Genomic DNA, 24,040 nt, shown 5'->3' with positions numbered 1-24,040 from the left:
TGTTTAAAATACGTTTTTTAACGATAAAATCTGACAAGCGACCCGCAGTTTGTCAGAAAATGACATACTGTTCTGTGCTTTAATTACAGAAAATATTTTTTATCCGCTTTATTGCGTGATTCACCATTGGCTAGGAGTATTTATGTCCAAGAGTGGCTTTGGTCAAATGTATCGTCGACTTTCGAGTAAAATACTTGACCTTGTGGTAACACCACATGTTCTTGGAGAGGTTCCTACAGAAGCTCAACCTTTAGACCCTTCAACTGAAAATTCTGAACTCATTCAGCCCACAACTCAAAAAGTTGTCTGCTATGTTCTACAGAATTACTCACGAAGTAATGCTTTAGTTGTTGATGGTGAAACACGTCGTTTGCAGCTTCCTCCTGCACTTGACCCATTAATGATTGGCAATAGTCGCGAAAAAGCTGCGATTTTATTTTTACAACACCAAGACGAAAACAATTATTTTAATCCGCCTACGCATGCTTATCCGCCGCGTTTAGTTAGACTGATTGAATCACTTGATCAAAATGCTGATTTAGATATTGAATTGATCCCTGTTACAGTACTGTGGGGACGTTCACCAGATAAAGAAGACTCTTGGTTTAAGCTGTTATTTACTGACACTTGGGCAACGCCAAGTAAAGTTAAACAGTTGATGAACATTGGTTTACATGGTCGACAGTCATTCCTTGAATTCCATGAAGCGCAATCACTTAGAGCATTGGTGGATCATGCGAAAATTGCTCATCCCAATATTTCACCAGCCACTTATATTGTCAACCAATTAAATGACTACTTAGATCGTCAGCGTGAGGTCATTCTCGGTCCAGATTTATCTGATCGCCGTAATGTCATGCAATCACTGATTAAAGCCCCTGATGTACAGGATGCAATTCGTAAAGAAAGTATTCGCTCAAAAATCAGCATGATTGATGCTGAACATAAAGCAATTGGTTTTGTAAATGAAATTGCATCCGACTATTCTGCATCGGCTGTACGCTTTGCAGATATGGCATTGACTCGTCTATGGACACAACTTTATGACGGCGTTGAAGTACATAACTTCAATACTGTGCGCGAGTTAGTCAAAGACTATGAAGTGATTTATACGCCTTGTCACCGTAGCCATATCGATTACTTGTTATTGTCTTATGTGATTTATAAACGTGGTTTGATGGTGCCGTATATTGCTGCCGGCGATAACCTTAACATGCCATTTGTCGGTCAATTACTGCGTGGAGGCGGTGCATTCTTTATCCGTCGTTCATTCCGCGGCAATGCACTTTATACATCGGTATTTAAAGAATATTTATTTAGCATCCTGTCTAGAAACACACCTCTTGAATACTTTATTGAAGGTGGTCGTTCTCGAACTGGACGTTTGTTACCCCCAAAAACTGGCATGCTCGCAATGACGGTACATGGTCATTTGCGCGGCCGTGCCAAACCGATTGTCTTTATCCCAACCTATGTCGGTTATGAGCGCTTGATGGAAGGCGCAACTTATGTGGGCGAAATGAATGGTAAGCCAAAAGAAGCTGAATCCATTTGGGGAATCTTGCAAACCCTGAAAAAAATTGAGCGTATTTTTGGTAAAGTGCATGTCAATTTTGGTGAACCTGTTTTCTTAGATGACTTACTTAAAGCACATGGCGCTGATCAAATCACAATTGAACATAATGATGATCCAATTCCGCAAGAAGTCTCAGATGCAGTGACCAGTTCGGCAAATGCGATTCTGGAAAATATCAACCGTGCTGTGGTAATCAACCCTGTTTCGTTATTGTCCCTGATTTTATTGGCAACACCAAAACACACACTTGATGAAGAAATCTGCATTAAACAGCTTGATACATATCGCAAGTTATTAACCGCAAATCCTTATGATAGCCGCACTCAGGTCACGCCATTATCAGGTAAAGAAATCATTGCCTATGGTATGAAGTTGAAATTGATTAAACGTGTTCAACACGTCCTTGGCGATATTATTGCCATTGAAGATAATCAAGCCATTTTACTGACTTACTTCCGCAATAACATTTTGCATGCCTTTGTTTTACCTTCGCTGGTCGCGGCATTGGTCGAACATAATGGCAAGATTAGTAAGTCTGATTTACTCAATGTGATTCGTACCCTTTATCCATTCTTAAAAGCAGAGTTGTTCTTAAAATGGAAAGATAGTGAAATCAAGGCTCAAGTGACTGAATATGTCGATGCTTTGGCTCAAGCGAATTTAATTTTTGTCGATGATGAAGATTTTATTTTCAGCCCTGCGCCAAACTCAGAAGACCATAATCAATTGGCTGTTTTGGCTGCTCCAGTACGTCAAAGTCTTGAACGTTATTACATGACACTGGCTTTAATTACTCAACGTGGCTCTGGAAATATCTCGATTCGCCAAGTTGAAGAGTTAAGTCACTTGGTTGGGCAACGTTTATCTGTATTGTATGAGTTCAACTCACCTGAATTCTTTGATAAAGCGTTATTCCAAAGTTTTATGAAAGTCTTAACTGAACAAGGCTATATCAAAACCAATGAAGACCATGCCATTGTTTTTGATGAGCAGTTTAGAAATGTTGCGCAATATGCCAATTTGGTGCTTGATGATGTAACTTTGCAAATGCTGCACCATATCACCTCATTTACAGATGAGGAGTTAAAAGAAGCTTTAGATGCTTTAGCCGCTCAACAAGCCAAGAAGCGTTTAAAACGGAAGAAGAAGTAATTTTTGTTTAATCTTCTCATATAGCAAGGACTAATTTAGAAGCTGAGTTAACGCAGCTTCTAAATCAATCAAGAACTCTACTAATATTTTATTATTTACAGTAAAAATAATTGCTTCTGTATACCCTGCACTCTCAGCACCATAATATACCCCAGAAGGAAACTTGATCATAAATTCAATACCATCTTCATCAGGCTCATCAAAACGTTTAATATCAAAAAGCATAAACATATCATGATGATAAAAGTTTACCTCCTTAACCGTTCCATCTATCAATAGTTTAAGATTTTGAATAAATGTAATTATTACAACTGGCCACAAAGTGAGTACTTCATTTGCCGAATACTTAAAAATACGGTTTGGCGTTATTAGCTCAAAGTCCATTTGAATCAAGTTTTCACTAATTTTTTTCTCGTAAAAGTAATCAATAAATTTAATATTTAAACAAACTGTATTAGTTATGTCTTTTAGTTGAATCATGAAAATTGAAATTCTTAACTTCTAAAGTTATTTCAATAAAACATTAATTTTGTTTAAAACAAAGTATTAATTTAAAGAATCTATAGTTCCAATACTCTTAAAAATACAAGTAATAATTCGAAAATCTTATATTTTAAATCCAATAAATCTGATGTCTATTTAATGAGCGTTATTCTTCAACTCAAATCCACTCTCCCTCATCCTCTCCGCAAAAATTCTTTTACCTGTTTCCTTTTCGCTTTCCAAAACCAACTCTGGTAAATTCAACTCACGTTGAATATTTAAAATTATTTCATGCAATGGTAGCGGTTGATTATTTGTACAAATATATGATTTTTCTGGATGTTCCACGTGAAGCAAATGCACTAAGAAATGTGCAAGGTCATCAATATGGATTCGATTTGACCAATGAATATTGGGATAGCTTGGTGTGGTTTCTGCAAGTTTAACCATGCGAGCAACGGATGTGCCATAAATCCCAGTTGGGCGCACAATCACACATTTAGATGGACAAGCCTGTTGCCATCGTTGCTCCATTGCCAATAACAACTGACCCTGTTGATCACTAGGAATAGGCGTTGACTCATCATCAATACGTTCACCACGGTTTTCCCCATAAACACGTGTAGATGACACCACGATGATGCGTTTTACTGGATGATTTCTTAGCGCCTTAACAATCGGCTGCACCGAGTCGACATAGGTTTGTTGATAATTTTCGATAGCACTTAGCGGAGAATTTCGAGATGGTGCGAGCAATACATACACCACATCGACAGGCTGAATTTGCGCTAAATCGAGTTGTTGAATGTCTTGAATCAAATGTTGTGCGAAATCATCATCTTTCGCACTTCGGCTAACTGTGGTAATTTGGTGATCTTGCTGAAATAATTGTTTGGCAACACGTTGCGATGTTTTACCATAACCAATAAATAGAATATGCATTACACGACCTATTCTTCGAAACCGATTTTCAAAATCAATCAAACTTAAGTTGAGGGGACATGGCTGCCGTCCATCAATTGCAAGGGGTTGGCAATGCCGCCGCTGCTTTACTTGAAAAACTAAATATTTTCACCACAGATGATTTGCTGTTTCATTTGCCACGTGATTATGAAGATCGTAGCACGATCATTCCCATGAACCAATTACAAGTCGGTCGTAGTTATCTCATGGAAGGCGTGGTCAGATCAATCGATATGCCACCCGGTAAACGCAAATCGATGGCGATTTTATTGCAAGATGATTTTGGCAAGGTTACCTTACGCTTTTATCATATCTATAAAGCACTCACAGATCGTGCTAAAGCGGGTAATCGTTTAAGAATTTTTGGAGAAGTCCGTGTTGGCGCTCGAGGCCTTGAACTTTACCATCCTGAGATCCAGTTAATTACTGAACATACAACACTCCCTAAAACGCAACTGACAGCAATTTACCCTGCCACCGAAGGCTTAACCCAACCAAAATTACGAGAATACGTTAAGCAAGCTTTAAACCAGCATGCTGATGCTTTACCTGAGTTATTACCTGAAAAATTCACCAATGGTTATGCGCTTAAACAGGCATTGGAGTATATCCATCACCCTCCTGTAAATGCCAATATGCTGCAACTTTCACAAGGTTCTCACCCTGCTCAACAACGTTTAATTTTTGAAGAATTGGTTGCGCATCAAATCAGCCTATTAACCCGACGTGCTTATATTCAACAAATTGCAGCGCCAGCATTTTCAACCAGTAAAAAATTTGCAAAAGCCTTATTGGCAAGCTTACCTTTTGAAATGACCAATGCACAAAAACGTGTATCAAACGAAATTGCCAAAGATTTAAAACAAAACAAACCCATGTTGCGACTGGTTCAGGGCGATGTAGGTGCAGGTAAAACATTGGTTGCAGGTGTTGCGGCTTGTCATATTTTGGAAGAAGGCTGGCAAGTGGCGCTGATGGCACCGACTGAGATTTTAGCTGAACAGCACTATATCAATTTTAAGAAATGGTTCGAGCCACTCGGTTTAAATGTATCATGGCTTTCAGGCAAACAAAAAGGCAAGGCACGCGCTGCGGCTGAACAAACCATTAAGGATGGAACTGCCAATCTTGTGGTGGGTACCCATGCTTTATTTCAGGACAATGTTGAATTTTCCAAACTTGGTCTCGTGATTATTGATGAACAACATCGTTTCGGGGTAGATCAACGTCTAGCTTTACGTAATAAAGGCGTGGATAACACCACTCCACACCAATTGGTCATGACAGCAACACCAATCCCTCGCACACTGGCAATGTCTGCCTATGGTGACCTAGATACCTCAGTGATTGATGAATTGCCCCCTGGACGTACTCCCATTCAAACAGTCACGATTCCACTTGATAGACGCGAAGAAGTGCTGAATCGTATCACCACCAACTGTGCTGAGGGTAAACAGGCGTATTGGGTCTGTACACTGGTCGAACAATCAGAAACTCTCGATGCTCAAGCAGCAGAAGCCACCTATCAAGAGATTAAAGATCGCTTTCCACAAATTAATATTGGCTTAGTCCATGGAAAAATGAAAGCCGATGAGAAGCAACTGGTCATGCAACAATTCAAAGACAATGAATTGCAACTGCTGATTGCAACGACAGTGATTGAAGTCGGGGTCGATGTTCCAAACGCTTCCATTATGGTGATTGAAAATGCTGAACGCTTAGGCCTGTCTCAGTTGCATCAGTTACGTGGTCGTGTCGGTCGTGGTACAACCGCAAGTTTCTGCGCCCTACTCTATAAACATCCTTTATCACAAAATGGCCAAGAACGTTTACGCATCATGCGTGAAACCAATGACGGTTTTATCATTGCAGAAAAAGACTTAGAAATTCGAGGGCCAGGTGAATTACTGGGCACCAAGCAAACAGGAGATTTGGGTTTCCGTGTCGCCAAGCTAGAACGAGATGATCATTTACTCAATCAAGCACATTATGTTGCCAGTCAAGTACTAAAAGATGATCCAGAAAATGCTGAAGCTTTATTAAAACGCTGGTTACCTGAAGCGCCGAGATATGCGTATGTCTAAATAACAAGGAAGAAAAAATGATACCCGAAGTTCCTGTTCCATATGATCCAGAGTTTCAATCTCCAATTCCAACAATTTGGAGAGACACAATTATTTTGATTGTTGATTCTTTTAAAGATAAAGATTTTGCTCGTTTGAATACTATTCCGAATATTGAATTGATTGACCAAGAATATGCTTCAGAGCTTGTAGAATATATTGTGGACTATGGAGCCCATCTTATCAGTTTACCCAAAGACACTTGGAATACATCAGTATGTCTATACATGGAGGATGAATTCTGGAAAGCAATCATTGATCTATTTACTGCTGAGGAAGGTTGTAGTGACTTAATTCTTGATCTTCATATTTTTAAAAAACAAAATCAGTTTGAGTTTCAAATTAATGGTATCTATGTACCATAAACAAATTCTCATAAAATCAAAAGAAAAAGAAATTCTATGCTCCAATTTATCAACCAACTTCTCCATAAAAGCATACAAAGCCTTTCCCCTTGCCTCCTTTGTGGAATAGACCGACAACAACAGCATTCCCTTTGTAACACGTGTTGGAACGAACTTCCTTGGTATAAGCAGCATATAGAACGGCATCAACACCAGATTGTTTGTGCTCACCGTTACGACTTCCCAATTGATCGCATCATCCAAGTCTACAAATATGAACAGCAACTGCAATATCAGACGCTATTGGCACACAGTTTATTGAATTTAACTTTACCTAGAATTCAAGCCATCGTTCCTATGCCGATTTCTACAGCTCGTTTAAAAGAACGAGGCTACAATCAAATGCTGATTATCGCCAAAATCATGGCAAGACAATTAAATATCCCTGTATGGCAACCCGTGATTCGAGAGGCGCAACACTCACAAAAAGGTTTAAGTAGAATTGAGCGCTTAGAAAATATTGAATATCAATTTAAAATGATCAAAACAGAAAAAAGAAAATATAAAAAAGTACTGATTATTGACGATGTCGTGACCACAGGCAGCTCAATACATGCTTTAACCCTTGCTTTAGAAAACTTGGGCTGCCAGCAGATTTATAGTGTCTGTATTGCCGCAGCTCAATAAATTTTCATCATCGCTCATCGATATAAACACTGTGAAGCAAAGATAGAGAAAATTATGAATGAATTAAATTTGCTTTACACCATGGGATGACGATCTCTTTGGTCAATGGCGCTAAAAGCGTTTGCGCATCATCCAAATCAATCCATTTCATTTCAGCAATTTCTGCATTAATTTTTGGTGTTTGCTCTACGTCAACTTGATAGAGATAACTCACCAATTGAAAGTCTGCTTCATTGGCTGCTTTTGTTTCAAAACGCCCAATAAACTGAGTAATCTCTGCTTGAACACTAATTTCTTCTAAAATCTCACGCAACATGGTCTGCTCAGGTGGTTCATTGGGTTCAAGCTTTCCACCAACCTGCATAAAAAATTGTGTATTTTGCTTTCTCACCAAGAGCAATTGATTTTTATCATTCAAAATCACAGCTGCCGCGACAGTAATTACATTCATAAAGTTTTAAAATAGAATAAAAACACAATATATTGTGACAGCAATAAATTTAAAAACAATATATTGTGTTTTAGTTTTTAACCAAATGTACGATCTGCTTGATCCAATTTAACCAATTCTTCACGTTCTTTTACACCCCATTTTGGTTCTGGTGCTTGATAGTGACTAAACTGGGTTAAAATATCTTCGATCGAAGCAGAATCAATCAACTGATCTGTAAAACGCGCTTTAGAAAAACCTTTGTCTGTCGTCAGTTGAATAAATTTCAATAAATCATCATAAAAACCTTCAACATTTAAAAATGCACAAGGTTTTAAATGAATTCCCAATTGTGCCCACGTCCATTGCTCAAAAATTTCTTCAATGGTTCCTGCACCACCAGGCAATGCAATAAAGCCATCGGAAAGTTCAGACATTTTTGTTTTACGTTCATGCATATTTTTAACAATATACAACTCGGTCAAATCTGGATGTGCCAATTCACGATCGACCAATCCCTGAGGGATCACACCAATCACTTTGCCTCCTGCTGCCAAAGCGCTGTCAGCAACGATGCCCATTAAGCCTGAACGGCCACCACCATAGACCAAAGTTTTCCCTTGCTTGGCGATTGTTTCACCAGTCAGCTCTGCAACATCAGCAAAAATTTGATCCGTACCTAATGATGAACCACAAAAAATAGCAATAGAATTCATAAATTTAACCTAACTTTAATTTTGTCATGCTAAAAATGCAGACGACCAATCAAGATTTTTTTTACAAAACAGCAATGTAATGAGTGTTTTTCCTAAAATCCTTGTCTAAAATACACACATCAAATCGACACCACACTGCGCAAGGGAGAAAAGACATAATGCTTGAAGCCTTTTACGCCACTGAGCGCGGTAGCTTAGAAGATGCAACAATTAATGGTGGATTCGACCTACATCCTGAATTGGTATGGGTTGACCTCATTGCACCTTCACAAGAAGAACAAGAATGGGTTTTAGATGCTTACCAGCAAAATTTACCAACTCTTAAATCTTTAGAAGACATTTCATCCTCTGCACGATTCTACCGTGATGATGATGGGATTCTACATATCAGTACTTATTTTTTAACAAAAAATAAAAATTACCAAGTTGAAGGCGATCCCGAAGATACTTCAAACATGCTTGCCAATGTGCAAACGGTTGCATTCATTTTGCATAAAGACCGCTTATTTACCTTACGTGGTGAAAAGCTGGTTGCCTTTCGCGCCTTTCGCGCACGTGCACGTCGTAATGACTATGAAATTGAATATAAAGATCCGACGTGGATTCTTTTAGGCTTATTAGAAGCAAAACTAGATGAGCTTGCGGATATCTTGGAAGATATCCACAAAGACTTAGAGTTGTATTCCACAGAAGTCCTCAACGTACGTCATCGTGAAATGATTTTAGATTTAGATGACATGATTACTCGTTTAGCACAAAAGGAAGATATGCTTGGAAAAGCGCAACTTTGTCTGATTGACTTACGTCGTGTCTTGACCTTTTTGTCTCGTCCTCGCGCATTGGGGAGCCATATCTATGATGCAGATATTCGAGAGTTGAGTGAGGATGTACGCTCCCTTGTAGAACATGATGCGTTCTTGTTTCAAAAAGTTCGATTCTTGCTTGATACCACTTCTGGATTTATTAACACTGAACAGAACGATACCATTCGTCGATTCTCTATCTTACCCAGTATGCTTGCGCCACCGATGTTGATTGCCAGTATTTATGGGATGAACACTGAGATTCTGCCATTTGCCCATGGCCACTGGAGCTTTTATGTGGTAATTACCATCTTAATTGCTTTCTTCGTGGGGCCTTTGGCTTACTTTAGATGGAAGAAATGGATTTAAATACCGTCTTCCACTTATTGGATTGAGTTGAGATTTACCACTGCTCAAAGCAGAAAGAAAAATGAGTTAATAAAAAAGCACCTTTAGGTGCTTTTTTACATCAATCTTGCATAGGCTAAATTAATTTCAAGTCATCTTGCAAATGGCAAGCTTGAATAATTTTCATCATCTTTTCAGGCACTGCTTTAAACTGGAGTCCCTGAAGATTTGGTGTTTGACGTAACCACTGCACAAACACAGATAAAGCAAGGGTACTGCCATGTTCAAGCTGTGATAGATTCACAGTTATTGGAAAATTTTTCTCATTTTGAATCACTTTCAAACCATTTAAATAATAGCTTTCAGCATTCTCGTAAGCAATTTTACCGCTAACATATAATTCCTGATTTTTAAATTCAATCACTCGCTTGCACCTATCTATGTTATGAGCTTACTTCTTAACAGCAGCGTCTGCATCAGGCTTGAATGTTGCAATTGCTTTATCAATATTGCCGCCATTACGTTGCACGTTCGCAGCAAATTGGTTACGGAATTGCAAACCTAGATCGATACCTGACACATTCAAATTACGTACTTTCCATTGGCTACCTGCATCAGACAATTGGAAAGATACAGGGATCTTTTCGCCATTATTATTGAAGTCTAAAGTAACGACAGGAAACTTGCTGTTGGTTGCCTTATACGGACGCATTGAATACGATTGATTTGAATACTTCGCAAATGCGCTACCATAATTCTCAATCAAAGTATTACGGAAGTTTTGTTCAAATTGCGCACGTTGAGCAGGGGTACTGCTATTTGCATAAGTTCCCATCACAATACGTGTAAACGCTTGACCATCGACATAAGGATCAAGGTTTTGGCGAACAATCGCTTTCACAGTAGCAGGGTTTTGCAATTTACCTTGATCTGCTTTTAAGCGCGAAATCAGGCCATCAGCAACACGTTTAACAAATGCTGGTGGTGCTTCTGCTGGAGCAGCTTGAGCCGCAGTCGCCACCATAGTTGCCAAAATAGTTGCAGTAAAAGTTTGTTTTAACAGCATGTTCATTTTCAATAACTCCTCTAATGCCTATTCAACAAATGAAGTTTGAGCATCAGTTGTTTCAGTGGATGCAGATGCATCTTTAGCTTCCGATGCGCCAGTTGATGATTTTCCTGCACCACCCGTAATAAATTTGGTAATCAAATCTTCTAGATCCATCGTACCTTGGGTATTTTCAATGCTTTCACCACGTTTAATGTAGTTAATGCCGCCGCCTGGTACGATTTTCAAATATTTTTCGCCTAAAAGACCATTGGTTGCGACCATTATGTAAGCATCTTCATCAATATTTGTGATGGATTTCATGTTACCTAACAGTTGCGTTTCCATTTCTTTTTGTTTCTCAGGTGTCGCAGCCTGATAATCAGCACTGTAATGTAAATCACCTAGCGCATTTTCTTTTACTTTTTTCAACTGTTCTGCATTGAAGGTGGTCAATGAACCATCCAAATCGAATCTAACCGTTGCATGACGTGTCACAGGATCAAGTGTAATCGCATCAACTTGTCCAATTTTAACACCACTCATGGTCACCTTGGCACGCGGTTTTAAACCATTCACATTGTCGAATGTTGCAGTCATTTCATAACTGTCTTTTAAGTTTGTACCGACCAAGCCACTCACTTTCATGGCTAAAAAGAATAGAGCAAGACCAAAAATGATGACAAAAATACCGACGGTCAGCTCACTAGCACGTGATTTCATTAAACACCTCCGAACATGACCGCAGTCAACACGAAATCAAAACCTAAAACACATAACGATGAATACACAACAGTACGTGTCGTAGATGTTGCGATACCTTCAGATGTTGGTTCACAAGCATAACCTTGATACACCGCAATCCAAGTACAAATTAAAGCGAATACTAAACTTTTAATGATGGTCCCGTTAAACACATCTTTCATAAACTGGGTGCTACTCAGAATACCACTCCAGTATGAGCCTTCGTCTGCGCCAAGAAAATCAACACCGACCATTTTGCCACCCATAATACCAATCGCAGCAAAGATCACAGACAGCATCGGTAAACTCACAATACCTGCCCATAAACGTGGAGAAATCACACGCTTTAACGGATCAACACCGATCATTTCCATACTGGATAATTGTTCAGTTGCCTTCATTAGGCCAATTTCAGCAGTCAAAGCAGAGCCAGCACGACCAGCAAAAAGCAAGGCAGCCACAACAGGCGCAAGTTCACGTAACAAGGTTAAAGCCACAGCCGCGCCCAACATGGCTTCACTACCAAAAGTGACCAAGATGTTATACATCTGCAAACCGAGTACTGCACCAATGAACAGACCAGATACAGCAATGATCAATAAAGACAGTACGCCTACTCGATACATCTGATAAATGAAAAGTTTTACACCAAGTATTGTTGGCAAAGAGAATAAAATGCGCAACAACATGAGCATTGCAACACCAATGCCCTGAACACGTTCTAGAACGCGTCTACCCAATAAGGCAATAGCATTCATGAACTAACCTCATTACTTAAATAGGCTTGATGACTAAATTGATAATCAACAGGACCTTCAACCGAACCTGTTAAAAATTGCTGTACAAATGGAGAAGCGTGTTGTTGCAATTGCTCAGGTGTCCCCTCGCCTTGCACCTTACCTTCAGCCACAACATAAATATAGTCAGCAATTGATAATGTTTCATCAACATCATGTGAAACAATAATTGTTGTTAGATCTAAAGCATCACGTAATGATCGAATTAATCGGGTCAAAACCCCCATCACAATCGGATCTTGCCCAGCAAAGGGTTCGTCATACATAATCAAGTCTGGGTCAAGCGCAATCGCACGAGCAAGCGCCACGCGTCGATTCATCCCGCCAGAAAGTTCTGCGGGCATTAACTTTTCAGCACCACGCAAACCAACCGACTCTAATTTTAGTGCCACCAACTCAGCAATTAAATTTTCTGGTAATTTTGTATGTGCGCGAATTGGAAAAGCAACATTTTCATAGACGGTCATGTCGGTAAATAACGCACCACTCTGAAATAACATCCCCATACGCGCACGTGCAGCAAAAAGCTCATTACGTGACATCGAAGCAATGTTTTTCCCATCAAGTCGTACTTCACCAGCATCTGGGCTAAGCTGACCACCAATGAGCCGTAATAAGGTTGTTTTACCCGTTCCAGATGGTCCCATGATTGCGGTAATTTGCCCACGACGAATCTGCAAACTCACATTATCGTAGATAACGCGTTCACCTCGGTTAAAACTTAAATTTTTGACTTCAATTAAAGCTTCAGCTTCGGAATGACTGTGTTTATTCATAGCTGAACTTTTTCCTGCATTTATCAGCCCACATACTATACTCTTAAATATCTATATGTTTTGTAATTAAAAGATAATAAAAAATCATAAAGAATATTCATCTTTATAAACAATGTTACTTGGGCTATTTTTTAGTTTTTTACTTTTAAATTTTATTTAATGAGCAAATAGATTATCTAAAAAGCAGGCTATAAAAAAAGTACCCAACATTTGAGATCAATAAAAGTGAGAACATATATAACATAATTACCTCAAAGAAATCATCAACTTTATTAGATTCAATTTTTCATAAGTTAAGTCTAACTGTTTTATTAAATAAATTGAACTATGTCACACTTTATTCTACCAAATACTTTTTAACTTGCAATAAAAAACCAGCCTGAAGGCTGGTTTTTTATTAAAAATATCTAATTAATCGTTGAATTTGCGACGCGGACGGTCTGCATTGAATTCACGTTTTGGACGGTCTTCACCACCAAATTCACGCTTAGGACGATCTTCACCGCCAAACGCACGTTTAGGACGATCTGAATTAAATTCACGCTTCGGACGGTCTTCACCACCGAATGAACGCTTAGGACGATCATCACCGAAAGAACGTTGTGGACGGTCACCGAAACCACCTTCACGACGTGGTGGACGATCACCAAAATCACGCTTAGGACGATCAGCAAAACTGCCTTCACGACGTGGTTTGTAATCTACGCTGTTACCACGGTTGTCATCATTCGAGTTAAAACGAGGTTTATCGTTAAAACCGCCTTCACGACGTGGACGATCAGAGTTGAAATCACGCTTAGGACGATCTTCGCCACCGAATGAACGTTGTGGACGGTCACCGAAGCCACCTTCACGACGTGGTGGACGATCACCAAAATCACGCTTAGGACGGTCTTCACCACCGAATGAACGTTGTGGACGATCACCGAAACCACCTTCACGGCGTGGTGGACGATCACCAAAATCACGCTTAGGACGATCATCACCATAAGATGGACGATCACCACGTGGTTTGTCATCGAAGCTACGACGTGGACGATCATCACCGCCTTCACGACGTTTGAAGTTTGATTCACCTTCAAAACGACGACCACCACCGAAACCGCCACGACCGCCATCACGACGACCGCCACCGTTACTACGACCACGACCGCCACCATCACGACTACCGCGAGCTGGAGGTGGAGATGGCTCTAAACCTTCGATTTCAGAAACATTTAAACGCGCTTCTAAATAATCTTCTAAAGCACGGATCTTACCGCGTTCACGGTAAGTTGCTAAAGTGATTGCTTTACCAGTACGACCCGCACGACCTGTACGACCAATACGATGCACATAATCTTCATTCTTCATTGGAAGACCGAAGTTAATTACGTGAGAGATTGTTGGTACGTCAAGACCACGAGCAGCTACGTCTGTAGCAACAAGAATTTTTGCACGACCTTCACGAATACTGCGTAAACGACGGTTACGTACAGTTTGTGGCATAGCACCATGAAGCGCAACAACTGAAAGACCAGCTTCTGCAAGCTCTTCAGCAAGCATATCTGTATCTTCTTGAGTTGAAGCAAATACAACTGCTTGATCTACGTCTTCTTCATTTAACCAATGCGTAAGCAATTTTTTCTTATGCTCAAAGCCATCAGTCCAATGTAAAGTTTGGGTAATATCAGTATTTGTAGAATGACCTGTTTCAATTGCAATACGTTCAGGTTCGTTCATCATGCGTTCAGCAAGATTAATGATACGTGGTGCAAATGTTGCAGAGAACATTAATGTTTGTTTACGATTTAAAGCTAAATCGCTGATTGCTTCTAGGTCTTCAGAGAAACCTAAGTCAAGCATACGGTCAGCTTCATCGACGATTAAAGCATCAACTAAATCAAGTTTAATTTGACGACGGTTTACAAGATCAAGTAAACGACCTGGAGTCGCAACAACAACTTGTGCACCTTTTAATTGTTGGATTTGCTTACCAAAAGGCATACCACCCATGATTGCTGCAACACGTACACCTTTCATGTGGCGTACAAATGCAATCGCATCTTGACATACTTGTTGTGCAAGTTCACGAGTAGGTGAAATCACCAAGATATTTGGTTGAGTTACTGCTTTCATACGATCTTTAAATGGTACAAAAGTATCTTGACCAGCTAAAGCGTTTAACGTAGGGAGTAAGAATGCAGCAGTTTTACCAGAACCAGTTTGGCTTGATACTAGAAGGTCTTTTCCTTCTAAAGCCGCTGGAATAGATAGTTCTTGAACAGGAGTCGGCGTAGTAAAACCAAGACTCTCGAGTGCTTTCTGTAGCGACTCGTCTAATGAAAATTCAGCAAAAGTTTTGCTCATAGAGATATTCACCCTAATGTGGGTGCTCCATTAATATATGGTCTGATGGACATCGGCAAAAAGCGGCACAGCAATAATCGCTGAAAATATAGAATCAGCGGCGATCCGAGAACGACGATGCGTATAACGCACATTTGATAACAGCCGCAACCTGAAGGAATCGCTTAAGCGATTGGGTGGGGCGCGAAATATTGTCCTCTCTTTGGACCGGACGCGCATACACAATATAGAAGAGAAATGTTCAGGTAATGAACGAAATTTAGTGCGTGCGCAGAGTATAGCAGAATTTATAATAATGTCACGAAGTTTTATTGTTTTTTCCTGTATTGTATTAAGTCATTCATTATCATCAGGAATTAAATAAAAAACTTGATCTACAGCTAAACTTTCATCCTCAAAAATATCTGCTACAGCTACCGCTAAACACTCCACGGTAAACTCGCCTAGAATAATCGTATTGGATTGCCAATGATATGCACTCTTAGCGTCCCCCAATAAGTTGTATTATTTTTATATAAGTACTATTCGCTAGGTCTTGCAATCACGAAAGTTTAAACAACGACATTCACTATTGATAGTATCGCATTAAATCGCAACCCATAAAAAAGCCCTCATAAAGATGAAGGCTTTTTAAAACTCAATCTACACAAGTATAAATTACTTCGCAGCTTCACCCCAAGCAGGAACAACAGCTTGCATCAATGGTTTTAACATTTTCATAGAACAAGCAATCACTTGACCATTTTCCATAGAATCTGAACCACCACGAGCATCAACGACTGTACCACCCGCTTCTTTCACCATAAGTTCGCCTGCTGCGATATCCCAAGGTTTTAAACCGAGTTCAAAATAACCATCTAAACGACCAGCCGCAACATAAGCCAAGTCCAATGCAGCAGAACCTGCACGACGATATTGTGCGCCAGCTTCAGTTACATTTAATAATGATTCAAAATGGTTTTTCGCATAAGAAACAATCTCACCATTACGTTTAGCGCGGTAAGCATGACCTACACCCATAAAGGTATTTTCAAGACTGTCTTTAACATTCACACGAATACGACGTTGATTCAACATTGCGCCACGACCACGACTTGCAGAGAATAGCTCATCTTTCACAGGGTCATAGATAACACCGTGTTGAGTTACACCTTTATGTTGAACTGCAATAGATACACAGAAATGTGGGAAAGCATTGATAAAGTTTAAAGTACCATCAAGAGGATCAATCACCCAACACCAATCAGCATCGTGACCTTTACCTTCTTGTAGCCCAAACTCTTCACCAAGGAAGCTGTGATTTTTATAACTTTTACGAAGCGTATCAATAGTCAACTGCTCGATATAACGATCTACACGAGTTACTGGACCATCAATACCTTTTTCTTCGACTTGTAGATCGAGTTTATGACGATTTTGATGCGCTTTTAAAAGCTCTTGACCAACTAACTGAGCCGCACGCGCAGCCATCACCACCATAGGTTCCATTGAACACCCACTACAAATTTGAAGATACTGATAAAGAATAATGCATAAAAGCGCCGACATTTTAGCAAATATCGGCGCTTTTTGGGAAATTTTGTTGCTAAAATTTTACAACTTTAACTTTTACATGAGGTTAAACGTGTTGTACCAGCTTTAACCAAGCCTGTTCAATCGAGTTTTGAATACCTTTTACATCTAAACCACAGTCTTGGAGCATTTCAGAATGGCTTGCTTGTGCGAGGAATTCATCAGGTAAACCTAGGTTTAAAATTGGCTTCACAATTTGCGCCTGTGCCAAGAACTCATTTACCGCACTACCTGCACCCGCCATTACAGCATGTTCTTCAACAGTTACAAATAAGTGAGTTTTGTCTGCCAAATCACGAATAATCTGTTCATCCAATGGTTTCACAAAACGCATATTGATCACACGAATTGCAATACCCAACTTTGGTGCCAGTTGTTTTGCTGATTCAAGCGCAGGTTGAACTCGACTACCAAAGGCCAAAATCGTGATACCTTCTTCGTGTTCAGTATTGAGTTCTAACAATACTTCAGCTTTACCAACTTCCAGCTCAATCAACTGTTGTTGAATTTCTACACCTAAACCATTACCGCGTGGATAACGTACTGCAGTTGGGCCTTTGTATAGATATGCTGTATGCAACATTTGACGACATTCGTTTTCGTCTTTTGGCGCCATGATCACCATATTGGGTACGGTACGCATATAAGCATAATCATACGCACCAGCATGCGTAGGACCATCTTCACCGACTAAACCTGCACGATCAATACCAAAGGTCACATCAAGATTTTGTAAAGCAACATCATGAATCAATTGGTCATAACCGCGTTGCAGGAAGGTTGAATAAATCGCCACAACTGGCTTCAATCCTTCACATGCCATACCCGCAGCTAATGTCACGGCATGCTGTTCTGCAATTGCAACATCAAAGTAACGCTCTGGAAATTGTTTAGCAAACTGTACCATGCCTGAGCCTTCACACATGGCAGGCGTAATTGCGAGTAATCTGTCGTCTTGTGTAGCTTCATCACAAAGCCATTGCCCAAATACATCTGAATATTTTGGCGCTACATTTTTAGTTGCTGATGCATTAATTTTGCCAATCGCATGATATTTAATTTGATCCGCTTCAGCAGGTGCAAAACCCTTACCTTTCACGGTATAAACATGGATCAGGCGTGGCCCTTTACGCTTTTTCAGCGCATTAAAGACTTGTACCAATTGCTCCACATCATGGCCATCAAATGGGCCAAAATAATCAAAACCAATGGCTTTAAATAGATTATCCGCAGCATCAGTCGCAGATTGATGTAAACGAGAGTTGTAGTTCCATTCAGGGCAATCCTGTACAAAAGCTTGCCCTTCTTCATCAATATTGATGAATTGCCCTTGTTCCCAAATTGCAGCTAAATGCTTTGCAAAACCACCCGTGCTACATGAAATCGACATATCATTGTCATTGAGCACCACCATCAAATCAGCATTATGCGCCACTGCATCATTCATGGCTTCAAATGCCATTCCAGCAGTCATCGCACCATCACCAACGATGGCAACAACTTCACAAGGGTCTTTTTGATAACGACGTGCCAAAGCCATACCCAAGCCAGCAGAAATTGCAGTCGATGAATGTCCTACACCAAAAGTGTCAAATTCAGATTCATCCCGTGCTGGAAAAGCCGCCAATCCATCTTTAGAACGGATGGTCATCAATTGCTCACGCCGTCCTGTAAGGACTTTATGTGGATACGCTTGATGGCCCACATCCCAAACTAAACGATCTCGTGGAGTTTCAAAACAATAGTGTAAGGCGACTGTTAATTCTATAACGCCAAGGTTTGCACCAAAATGCCCGCCACTTTGTCCAGCAGCATACAAAATAAATTGACGCAATTCGTCTGCGACCTGCGGCAATTGGCTTTGCTCAAACTGACGTAATTGTTGAGGATGATTAATTTCATTCAACAAAGGCGTAACAGGACGATGACTAGGTATTTCGGTATACAACATATGTGGCAAAGCCTTCTAAAGCCTGGCAAATCTAGCTAGGTAAACGGGTTAGCATGATTGTGAGAACCAATGATATCACATTCAATCAGCCACATTTATAATGATGCGTCATTGGAACTTCCAAGTCAGCAAGTGTGCTCTTGGTGTCAATTATCATGAATAATCTATCTACATATCAACTATTATCGTGTGCTTTATACAAAAAAGAAATTTTTATAGCAATGTTATCTATAAAAACATGCTTTACAAACCTACCAATGTCCAAGCATTACGCTATACTTTAGCCAATTTCTAAACAAATAGATGGAAGATTCTGTGTCAATAGAGTTTGTTGCCACTTCAAAATTACCCACTGCTTATGGTGATTTTAAAATTTCTGTATTTCAAGATCCACAAACAGGTGAAGAGCATGTTGCTCTTTCTAAGGGTTTAGAAATCGCGCCTACAAACCCCGTTTTAGTTCGTATTCATTCAGAATGTTTAACTGGCGATGCCTTTGGTTCATTAAAATGTGACTGTGGCCCTCAATTGCACAACACCATGAAAATGATGAATGATGCAGGCCAAGGTGTGATTTTATATTTGCGCCAAGAAGGTCGTGGTATTGGTTTGACCAATAAAATCCGTGCTTATGCTTTGCAAGATCAAGGGCATGATACTGTCGATGCAAATTTATTGTTAAACCTACCTGCTGATGCACGTAAATATGATATGTGTAGCATCATGCTCGATCATTTACAGGTTAAACAAGTCAGGCTAATTACCAACAATCCATTAAAATTAAAAGCTTTAACAGATTTAGGTATTGACGTATTAGACCGTGTACCGTTGACAGTCGGCTTAAATAAGTTCAATGAAGATTATTTAAAAACCAAACATGATCGTATGTCACATATGTATGAGAAAGATGATTTTTAATCATAGACGTCTTGCTCAGATAGAAATGATAAAATCTTCTGTTGAGTGAGAGCTCAGTCCTAGTTCCACACACAATGGGGCGACATCCCTGTCGCCCCTCGATAGAACCAACATGTATGACTCAAGTTGATACAAAATCAGCTTAATTAATTGATATCAAATCGTCATCGAGAAAATTTGCGTTTCAGGCTTTCTACGCTTTAAATGCAAATCAAACGCCATACAAATATTACGGACAAAAGGCTTCCCTTGCTCCGTGATCACAATCCGATCCGCTTCAATGTTCAATAAACCATCATGCTGCATTTCAACAAGCTGTTGAATCACATCACCACGCTCAGCAAAATCCATCGTTTGATCTGACCAAGAGGTTTGAAAGGTACACATCAAATTCAAAATATGCTGACGAATCTTTAAATCTTCGACACTTAACACATGCCCTTTCACCACAGGAATTTCATCATTTTCAAGACAGCTGTAATAGGCTTCTAAATTTTTTTCATTCTGTGCAAAGCTATACCAACTATCACTGATTGAAGATAGGCCCAATCCGATCATGACTTGTGTTTTTGATGAGGTATAGCCCATAAAATTACGATGCAAAGTACCTGCATGAAATGCTTGATACATCTCATCTCGATCTAAAGCAAAATGATCCATCCCAATCTCATGATAACCATGGGCTAAAAGTTGCTTTTTCCCTTCTTCATACAGGGTTCGCTTCATTCCATCTTTGGGCACATCATGATCTTTAAACCCACGCTGTCCATTACCCTTAATCCAAGGCACATGCGCATAACTATAAAAAGCCAAGCGATCTGGCATTAACGTATTAGTCAAATCAATGGTATGCAACACATCTGCTAAATTTTGAAATGGCAAACCAAAAACCAGATCATGGGAAATCGATGTATAGCCAATGTCACGTGCCCATTGCGTCACTCTTTCTACATTTTCAAAGGGCTGGACACGATGAATGGCCTTCTGAACAGTCTCATTATAGTCTTGCACCCCATAGCTGACACGGCGAAAACCGAGCTCATACAAGGCTTGTAAGTGTTCTCGCGTGGTATTATTAGGATGCCCTTCAAAACTAAATTCATAACCAGCCGCAATATTGGCTTTGGCTAAAATACCCTGAATTAATTGTTGTAAATGCTTAACTGAAAAAAATGTTGGTGTTCCACCACCCAAATGGATTTCTTTAATGATGGGTCTGTCTGCTAACAACTGACAATATAAGTCCCATTCTTTTAAAACGGCTTGAATATAGGGTTGTTCAACATCATGCCGTTTCGTGACTTTTTTATGGCATCCGCAAAATGTACATAGACTTTCACAAAATGGTAAATGAATATAAAGACTGATGCCTTCAACGTGATTAGACTCATCAAAAGAGCGCTTTAAGGTCTGTTTCCATTGTTGCAGTGAAAATGATGCCTCCTCCCAATATGGAACCGTTGGATAACTGGTATAACGGGGTCCAGCAACATTGTATTTTTGAATCAAAGAACAACTCATATTCACTGCTCGATACGCAATTAACATTCAGAATGCAATAAACCCAAAAATTGAATTTATCCTCAATACATTGTGCTGAGCTTAAGGATAGATTTCAACCTAGCGAATTGCTCGGGATTGCCTAGCGTGTATCCGCGATACCCAAAGATTTTTTAGTCTCATTCGATTCATTCACGCCAAGTTCAAAACATGCCTTTATGATGACTTGGTTTTGTTTTTTTAGCGTTTTATGTTTTGATGTAGAAAATTTTTCAATTCTCCTTTGAGGATGATCATGCAAAACCCGACTTCTGCAGATATTCAACGTGTTCGTGATTTCCTAATAAATTTACAAGCTCGAATCTGCTCTGCCCTAGAGCAACAAGAAAAATTAGGCCACAGCACTGCAACATTTGAAATTGATGACTGGCAACGCCCTGAAGGCGGTGGTGGTCGTTCACGTGTTCTACAGAATGGTACTGTGATCGAAAAAGGCGGGGTGATGTTTTCTCACATCAACATTTCCAAACTGCCAGCTTCAGCAACAGAACGACATCCAGCAATTGCTGGAGCCAAAGCACAAGCCTTGGGTGTTTCTTTGGTCATTCATCCAACAAATCCCAATGTTCCAACATCTCACGCCAATGTACGGCTATTTGTTGCAGAACCTGAAGGACAAGCACCAATTTGGTGGTTTGGTGGTGGTTTTGACCTCACGCCTTTTTACCCAAATGATGAAGACGTTTTATCTTGGCACCAAACAGCATTTGATCTGTGCGCACCGTTTGGTGAAGAAATTTATGCGGAACATAAACAATGGTGTGATGATTATTTCTATTTAAAACATCGTGATGAACAACGTGGCATTGGGGGTTTGTTTTTTGATGATTTAAATCAATGGGATTTTGAAAAATGCTTTGAATATATCCAAGCGGTCGCTAATGGTTATTTAAATGCTATTTTGCCTATTTTCCAAAGAAATCAGGATAAATCATTTACACAAGCTCAACGAGACTTCCAACTGTATCGTCGTGGTCGCTATGTTGAATATAATTTGGTTTATGATCGCGGGACTTTATTTGGCTTACAAACTGGTGGTCGAATTGAATCTATTCTGGTCAGTATGCCACCGCTTGCAGCATGGTCTTATCGCCCAGAATGGGATGAAAATAGCCCAGAAAAATGCCTCACTGATCATTATTTAAAGCCTAAAGACTGGTTGTCGATATTAAAATAATCTCCCGCCATTTATGCTTCATCGTTTAAAAAGCTATCTTTCATTCAAGATAGCTTTTTCACTTAAACCGCTGAATACTTCTGAGAAAATAACGCTTGAAAGATTTACTCACAATTAAAATGAGAATAATTCACGATAAGAATACTTTTTTAATTTAATATATGCTCAAACTTGAGCTAAGATACCAACCTTAAAATTTCCTTAATTTTTTTGAAAAAAGTCTTAGCGTTTAAAGAATATTATAGCAGTAGAAACCAGAGGTAGGTATGAGGAATTTATTAGAAAATCACAAGGTTAGTCTTTCATTCAGTATTTTATTTTTATTAGCATGCTCCATTTCAACCACCATCATTTCCAAAGACCTTCTTTCTGACAGTATCTCAATTACTTCTAGTGTTGTTTTATCTGCTGGTTTTCTCGTTGTTTTTGCTATGATTTTTCTTGATTTCTTAGAGTCAGTTTGCAATCCATAAAACATCATTTTGAAGCACAACATTTCCCTCAAAACCTTCCTCTTAAAAACAAGCTTTAGCGCGATTAAAAAACGTTCTAAATCATCAATTTATTCAAATTTTAGCATAAGCTAAACCGCATATAATTTGGTTGTCTCACCCATTTTCACGTATATTGTTGCCATTCTCTAAAAATCAACACAATCAATACTTGGACATTTGGCATGAGTAAACTTTTCGCAGTCATTGGAAATCCGATTGAACACTCTCGTTCACCTGAACTACACCATGCCTTTGCAGAAAAGACTGGTATTGATCTCAACTATGTAAAACGTCTTGCTCCACTCGATGGCTTTACCGCAAGTGTAACTGAATTCTTTGCTCACAATGGTGTAGGTATGAATGTTACTGTGCCATTTAAAGAACAAGCTTTTGCCTTATGCCAACAACTGACAGAACGTGCAAAAATCGCCAAGGCGGTCAATACGCTTTGGATGGAAAACGGGGTATTGCATGGTGACAATACAGATGGGCAAGGTTTAGTCGATGCGATTAAAGCGCTAGACTGGACTTTAGACAACGCAGATATTTTGATTATTGGTGCAGGCGGTGCAACTCGCGGTGTGGTTTACCCTCTGGTAAAAGCGGGAGCTAAAAAGATTGTGATTGCCAACCGTACCCGTTCACGTGCGGAACAATTGGTGGCCGATTTACAAAGCGCTGTTCCTGAAGCAGAACTTTTCGCTTGTAGCCTAGATGAATTAGATGGACAATTTGATCTTGTTATCAATGCGACTTCGGCAAGCTTAACGGGTGATGCACTGATTCTTCCTGAAACCTTAACCTTTCACCATGCTTATGAAATGGCCTATGGCAAACCTTCAAGCTTTATCGATCAAGCCAAAGCGCGCCAGATTCCAAGCTCAGAAGGCTTCGGGATGTTGGTTGGGCAAGCCATAGAAGCATTTTATATTTGGAATGGGGTCCGTCCGAATTTAAAAGATTTTCTTTAATCATAGATATATCTTTGTTTCAAAAAATCCATAAAAAAGAACCTCAATTGAGGTTCTT

23 protein-coding genes are annotated in these 24,040 nt (G+C 39.6%); 8 read left to right on the top strand and 15 right to left on the bottom strand.

Features of this window, described 5'->3' with window-relative positions; genetic code table 11:
- Window positions 1-142 precede the first annotated feature (142 nt).
- Window positions 143-2,728, top strand: coding sequence for a glycerol-3-phosphate 1-O-acyltransferase PlsB (gene plsB, locus ASC84_RS04555; RefSeq protein ID WP_004816852.1), 2,586 nt, complete (start codon window positions 143-145; stop codon window positions 2,726-2,728).
- 30 nt (window positions 2,729-2,758) lie between these two features.
- Here the strand turns inward: plsB and ASC84_RS04550 are convergent, their stop codons facing one another.
- Both ASC84_RS04550 and ASC84_RS04545 read right to left on the bottom strand, forming a co-directional pair.
- Window positions 2,759-3,208, bottom strand: coding sequence for a hypothetical protein (locus ASC84_RS04550; RefSeq protein WP_056512173.1), 450 nt, complete (start codon window positions 3,206-3,208; stop codon window positions 2,759-2,761).
- Between the two features lie 159 nt (window positions 3,209-3,367).
- Window positions 3,368-4,153, bottom strand: coding sequence for an NAD(P)H-binding protein (locus tag ASC84_RS04545; protein WP_056512171.1), 786 nt, complete (start codon window positions 4,151-4,153; stop codon window positions 3,368-3,370).
- A gap of 59 nt (window positions 4,154-4,212) precedes the next feature.
- On the opposite strand from ASC84_RS04545, the gene recG reads away from it, so the two are divergent.
- Genes recG through ASC84_RS04530 form a run of 3 tightly spaced genes read left to right on the top strand, consistent with a single transcriptional unit; the run spans window position 4,213 to window position 7,328 of the window.
- On the top strand, window positions 4,213-6,258 hold the full coding sequence (gene recG, locus ASC84_RS04540) for an ATP-dependent DNA helicase RecG (RefSeq protein ID WP_056512168.1): 2,046 nt from the start codon (window positions 4,213-4,215) through the stop codon (window positions 6,256-6,258).
- 17 nt (window positions 6,259-6,275) lie between these two features.
- Entirely contained in the window at window positions 6,276-6,662 is a 387-nt protein-coding gene (locus tag ASC84_RS04535) for a hypothetical protein (protein WP_056512165.1), read from the top strand.
- Between the two features lie 36 nt (window positions 6,663-6,698).
- Window positions 6,699-7,328, top strand: coding sequence for a ComF family protein (locus ASC84_RS04530; protein WP_056512164.1), 630 nt, complete (start codon window positions 6,699-6,701; stop codon window positions 7,326-7,328).
- A 52-nt stretch (window positions 7,329-7,380) separates the two neighbouring features.
- Here the strand turns inward: ASC84_RS04530 and ASC84_RS04525 are convergent, their stop codons facing one another.
- Together ASC84_RS04525 and ASC84_RS04520 are read right to left on the bottom strand one after the other, a co-directional pair.
- Window positions 7,381-7,779 carry an NUDIX domain-containing protein gene (locus tag ASC84_RS04525; RefSeq protein ID WP_056512162.1) on the bottom strand — a complete coding sequence of 133 codons (399 nt, stop codon included), beginning with the start codon at window positions 7,777-7,779 and terminating at the stop codon, window positions 7,381-7,383.
- 77 nt (window positions 7,780-7,856) lie between these two features.
- A complete protein-coding gene (locus ASC84_RS04520; protein ID WP_056512161.1) occupies window positions 7,857-8,474 on the bottom strand; it encodes a TIGR00730 family Rossman fold protein in 618 nt (205 codons plus the stop codon).
- 158 nt (window positions 8,475-8,632) lie between these two features.
- Between ASC84_RS04520 and ASC84_RS04515 the strand changes: the two genes are divergently transcribed.
- Window positions 8,633-9,646, top strand: coding sequence for a magnesium and cobalt transport protein CorA (locus ASC84_RS04515; protein WP_004725641.1), 1,014 nt, complete (start codon window positions 8,633-8,635; stop codon window positions 9,644-9,646).
- Between the two features lie 115 nt (window positions 9,647-9,761).
- Here the strand turns inward: ASC84_RS04515 and ASC84_RS04510 are convergent, their stop codons facing one another.
- The 9 genes from ASC84_RS04510 to dxs form a co-directional block, all read right to left on the bottom strand.
- A complete protein-coding gene (locus ASC84_RS04510) occupies window positions 9,762-10,049 on the bottom strand; it encodes an anti-sigma factor antagonist (RefSeq protein ID WP_004725639.1) in 288 nt (95 codons plus the stop codon).
- 27 nt (window positions 10,050-10,076) lie between these two features.
- Window positions 10,077-10,697 (bottom strand): phospholipid-binding protein MlaC, encoded by a 621-nt coding sequence (locus tag ASC84_RS04505; protein ID WP_004725637.1) that lies wholly within the window; start codon window positions 10,695-10,697, stop codon window positions 10,077-10,079.
- Between the two features lie 21 nt (window positions 10,698-10,718).
- Entirely contained in the window at window positions 10,719-11,396 is a 678-nt protein-coding gene (locus ASC84_RS04500; RefSeq protein ID WP_004725635.1) for an outer membrane lipid asymmetry maintenance protein MlaD, read from the bottom strand.
- Complete coding sequence (gene mlaE, locus ASC84_RS04495) at window positions 11,396-12,175, bottom strand: lipid asymmetry maintenance ABC transporter permease subunit MlaE (RefSeq protein ID WP_004725633.1); 780 nt, start codon at window positions 12,173-12,175, stop codon at window positions 11,396-11,398. Before mlaE ends, ASC84_RS04500 begins: the two co-directional genes overlap by 1 nt.
- Window positions 12,172-12,990: an ABC transporter ATP-binding protein gene (locus ASC84_RS04490; protein WP_004725631.1), complete on the bottom strand. Its 819-nt coding sequence runs from the start codon at window positions 12,988-12,990 to the stop codon at window positions 12,172-12,174. Before ASC84_RS04490 ends, mlaE begins: the two co-directional genes overlap by 4 nt.
- A 411-nt stretch (window positions 12,991-13,401) precedes the next feature.
- A complete protein-coding gene (locus tag ASC84_RS04485; protein ID WP_056512159.1) occupies window positions 13,402-15,339 on the bottom strand; it encodes a DEAD/DEAH box helicase in 1,938 nt (645 codons plus the stop codon).
- Between the two features lie 336 nt (window positions 15,340-15,675).
- Entirely contained in the window at window positions 15,676-15,834 is a 159-nt protein-coding gene (locus ASC84_RS22605; protein WP_016539374.1) for a hypothetical protein, read from the bottom strand.
- Between the two features lie 162 nt (window positions 15,835-15,996).
- A complete protein-coding gene (locus ASC84_RS04480; protein WP_004725624.1) occupies window positions 15,997-16,827 on the bottom strand; it encodes an inositol monophosphatase family protein in 831 nt (276 codons plus the stop codon).
- A 130-nt stretch (window positions 16,828-16,957) separates the two neighbouring features.
- Window positions 16,958-18,862 carry a 1-deoxy-D-xylulose-5-phosphate synthase gene (gene dxs / locus ASC84_RS04475; protein WP_056512157.1) on the bottom strand — a complete coding sequence of 635 codons (1,905 nt, stop codon included), beginning with the start codon at window positions 18,860-18,862 and terminating at the stop codon, window positions 16,958-16,960.
- A 315-nt stretch (window positions 18,863-19,177) separates the two neighbouring features.
- Here dxs and ribA point away from each other — a divergent pair, with 315 nt between their 5' ends.
- Window positions 19,178-19,780, top strand: a complete 603-nt coding sequence (gene ribA / locus ASC84_RS04470; RefSeq protein ID WP_016539373.1) for a GTP cyclohydrolase II — start codon at window positions 19,178-19,180, stop codon at window positions 19,778-19,780.
- 156 nt (window positions 19,781-19,936) lie between these two features.
- On the opposite strand, the gene hemN is transcribed toward ribA, so the two are convergent.
- Complete coding sequence (gene hemN, locus ASC84_RS04465) at window positions 19,937-21,301, bottom strand: oxygen-independent coproporphyrinogen III oxidase (RefSeq protein WP_056512374.1); 1,365 nt, start codon at window positions 21,299-21,301, stop codon at window positions 19,937-19,939.
- Between the two features lie 274 nt (window positions 21,302-21,575).
- Between hemN and hemF the strand changes: the two genes are divergently transcribed.
- Window positions 21,576-22,517: an oxygen-dependent coproporphyrinogen oxidase gene (gene hemF, locus ASC84_RS04460; protein ID WP_056512152.1), complete on the top strand. Its 942-nt coding sequence runs from the start codon at window positions 21,576-21,578 to the stop codon at window positions 22,515-22,517.
- A gap of 286 nt (window positions 22,518-22,803) precedes the next feature.
- Here hemF and ASC84_RS22875 read toward each other — a convergent pair whose 3' ends face one another.
- A complete protein-coding gene (locus tag ASC84_RS22875; protein ID WP_056512151.1) occupies window positions 22,804-22,998 on the bottom strand; it encodes a hypothetical protein in 195 nt (64 codons plus the stop codon).
- Between the two features lie 195 nt (window positions 22,999-23,193).
- Here ASC84_RS22875 and aroE point away from each other — a divergent pair, with 195 nt between their 5' ends.
- Window positions 23,194-23,982 carry a shikimate dehydrogenase gene (gene aroE / locus ASC84_RS04450; protein WP_056512150.1) on the top strand — a complete coding sequence of 263 codons (789 nt, stop codon included), beginning with the start codon at window positions 23,194-23,196 and terminating at the stop codon, window positions 23,980-23,982.
- Window positions 23,983-24,040 lie beyond the last annotated feature (58 nt).

It is taken from the genome of Acinetobacter sp. Root1280 (genome assembly GCF_001425285.1).
In the GTDB taxonomy this organism is placed as follows: Bacteria; Pseudomonadota; Gammaproteobacteria; order Pseudomonadales; family Moraxellaceae; genus Acinetobacter; species Acinetobacter guillouiae.
Note: the sequence above shows the minus strand (reverse complement) of the source record. Positions and strands in the feature narration are given on the sequence as shown.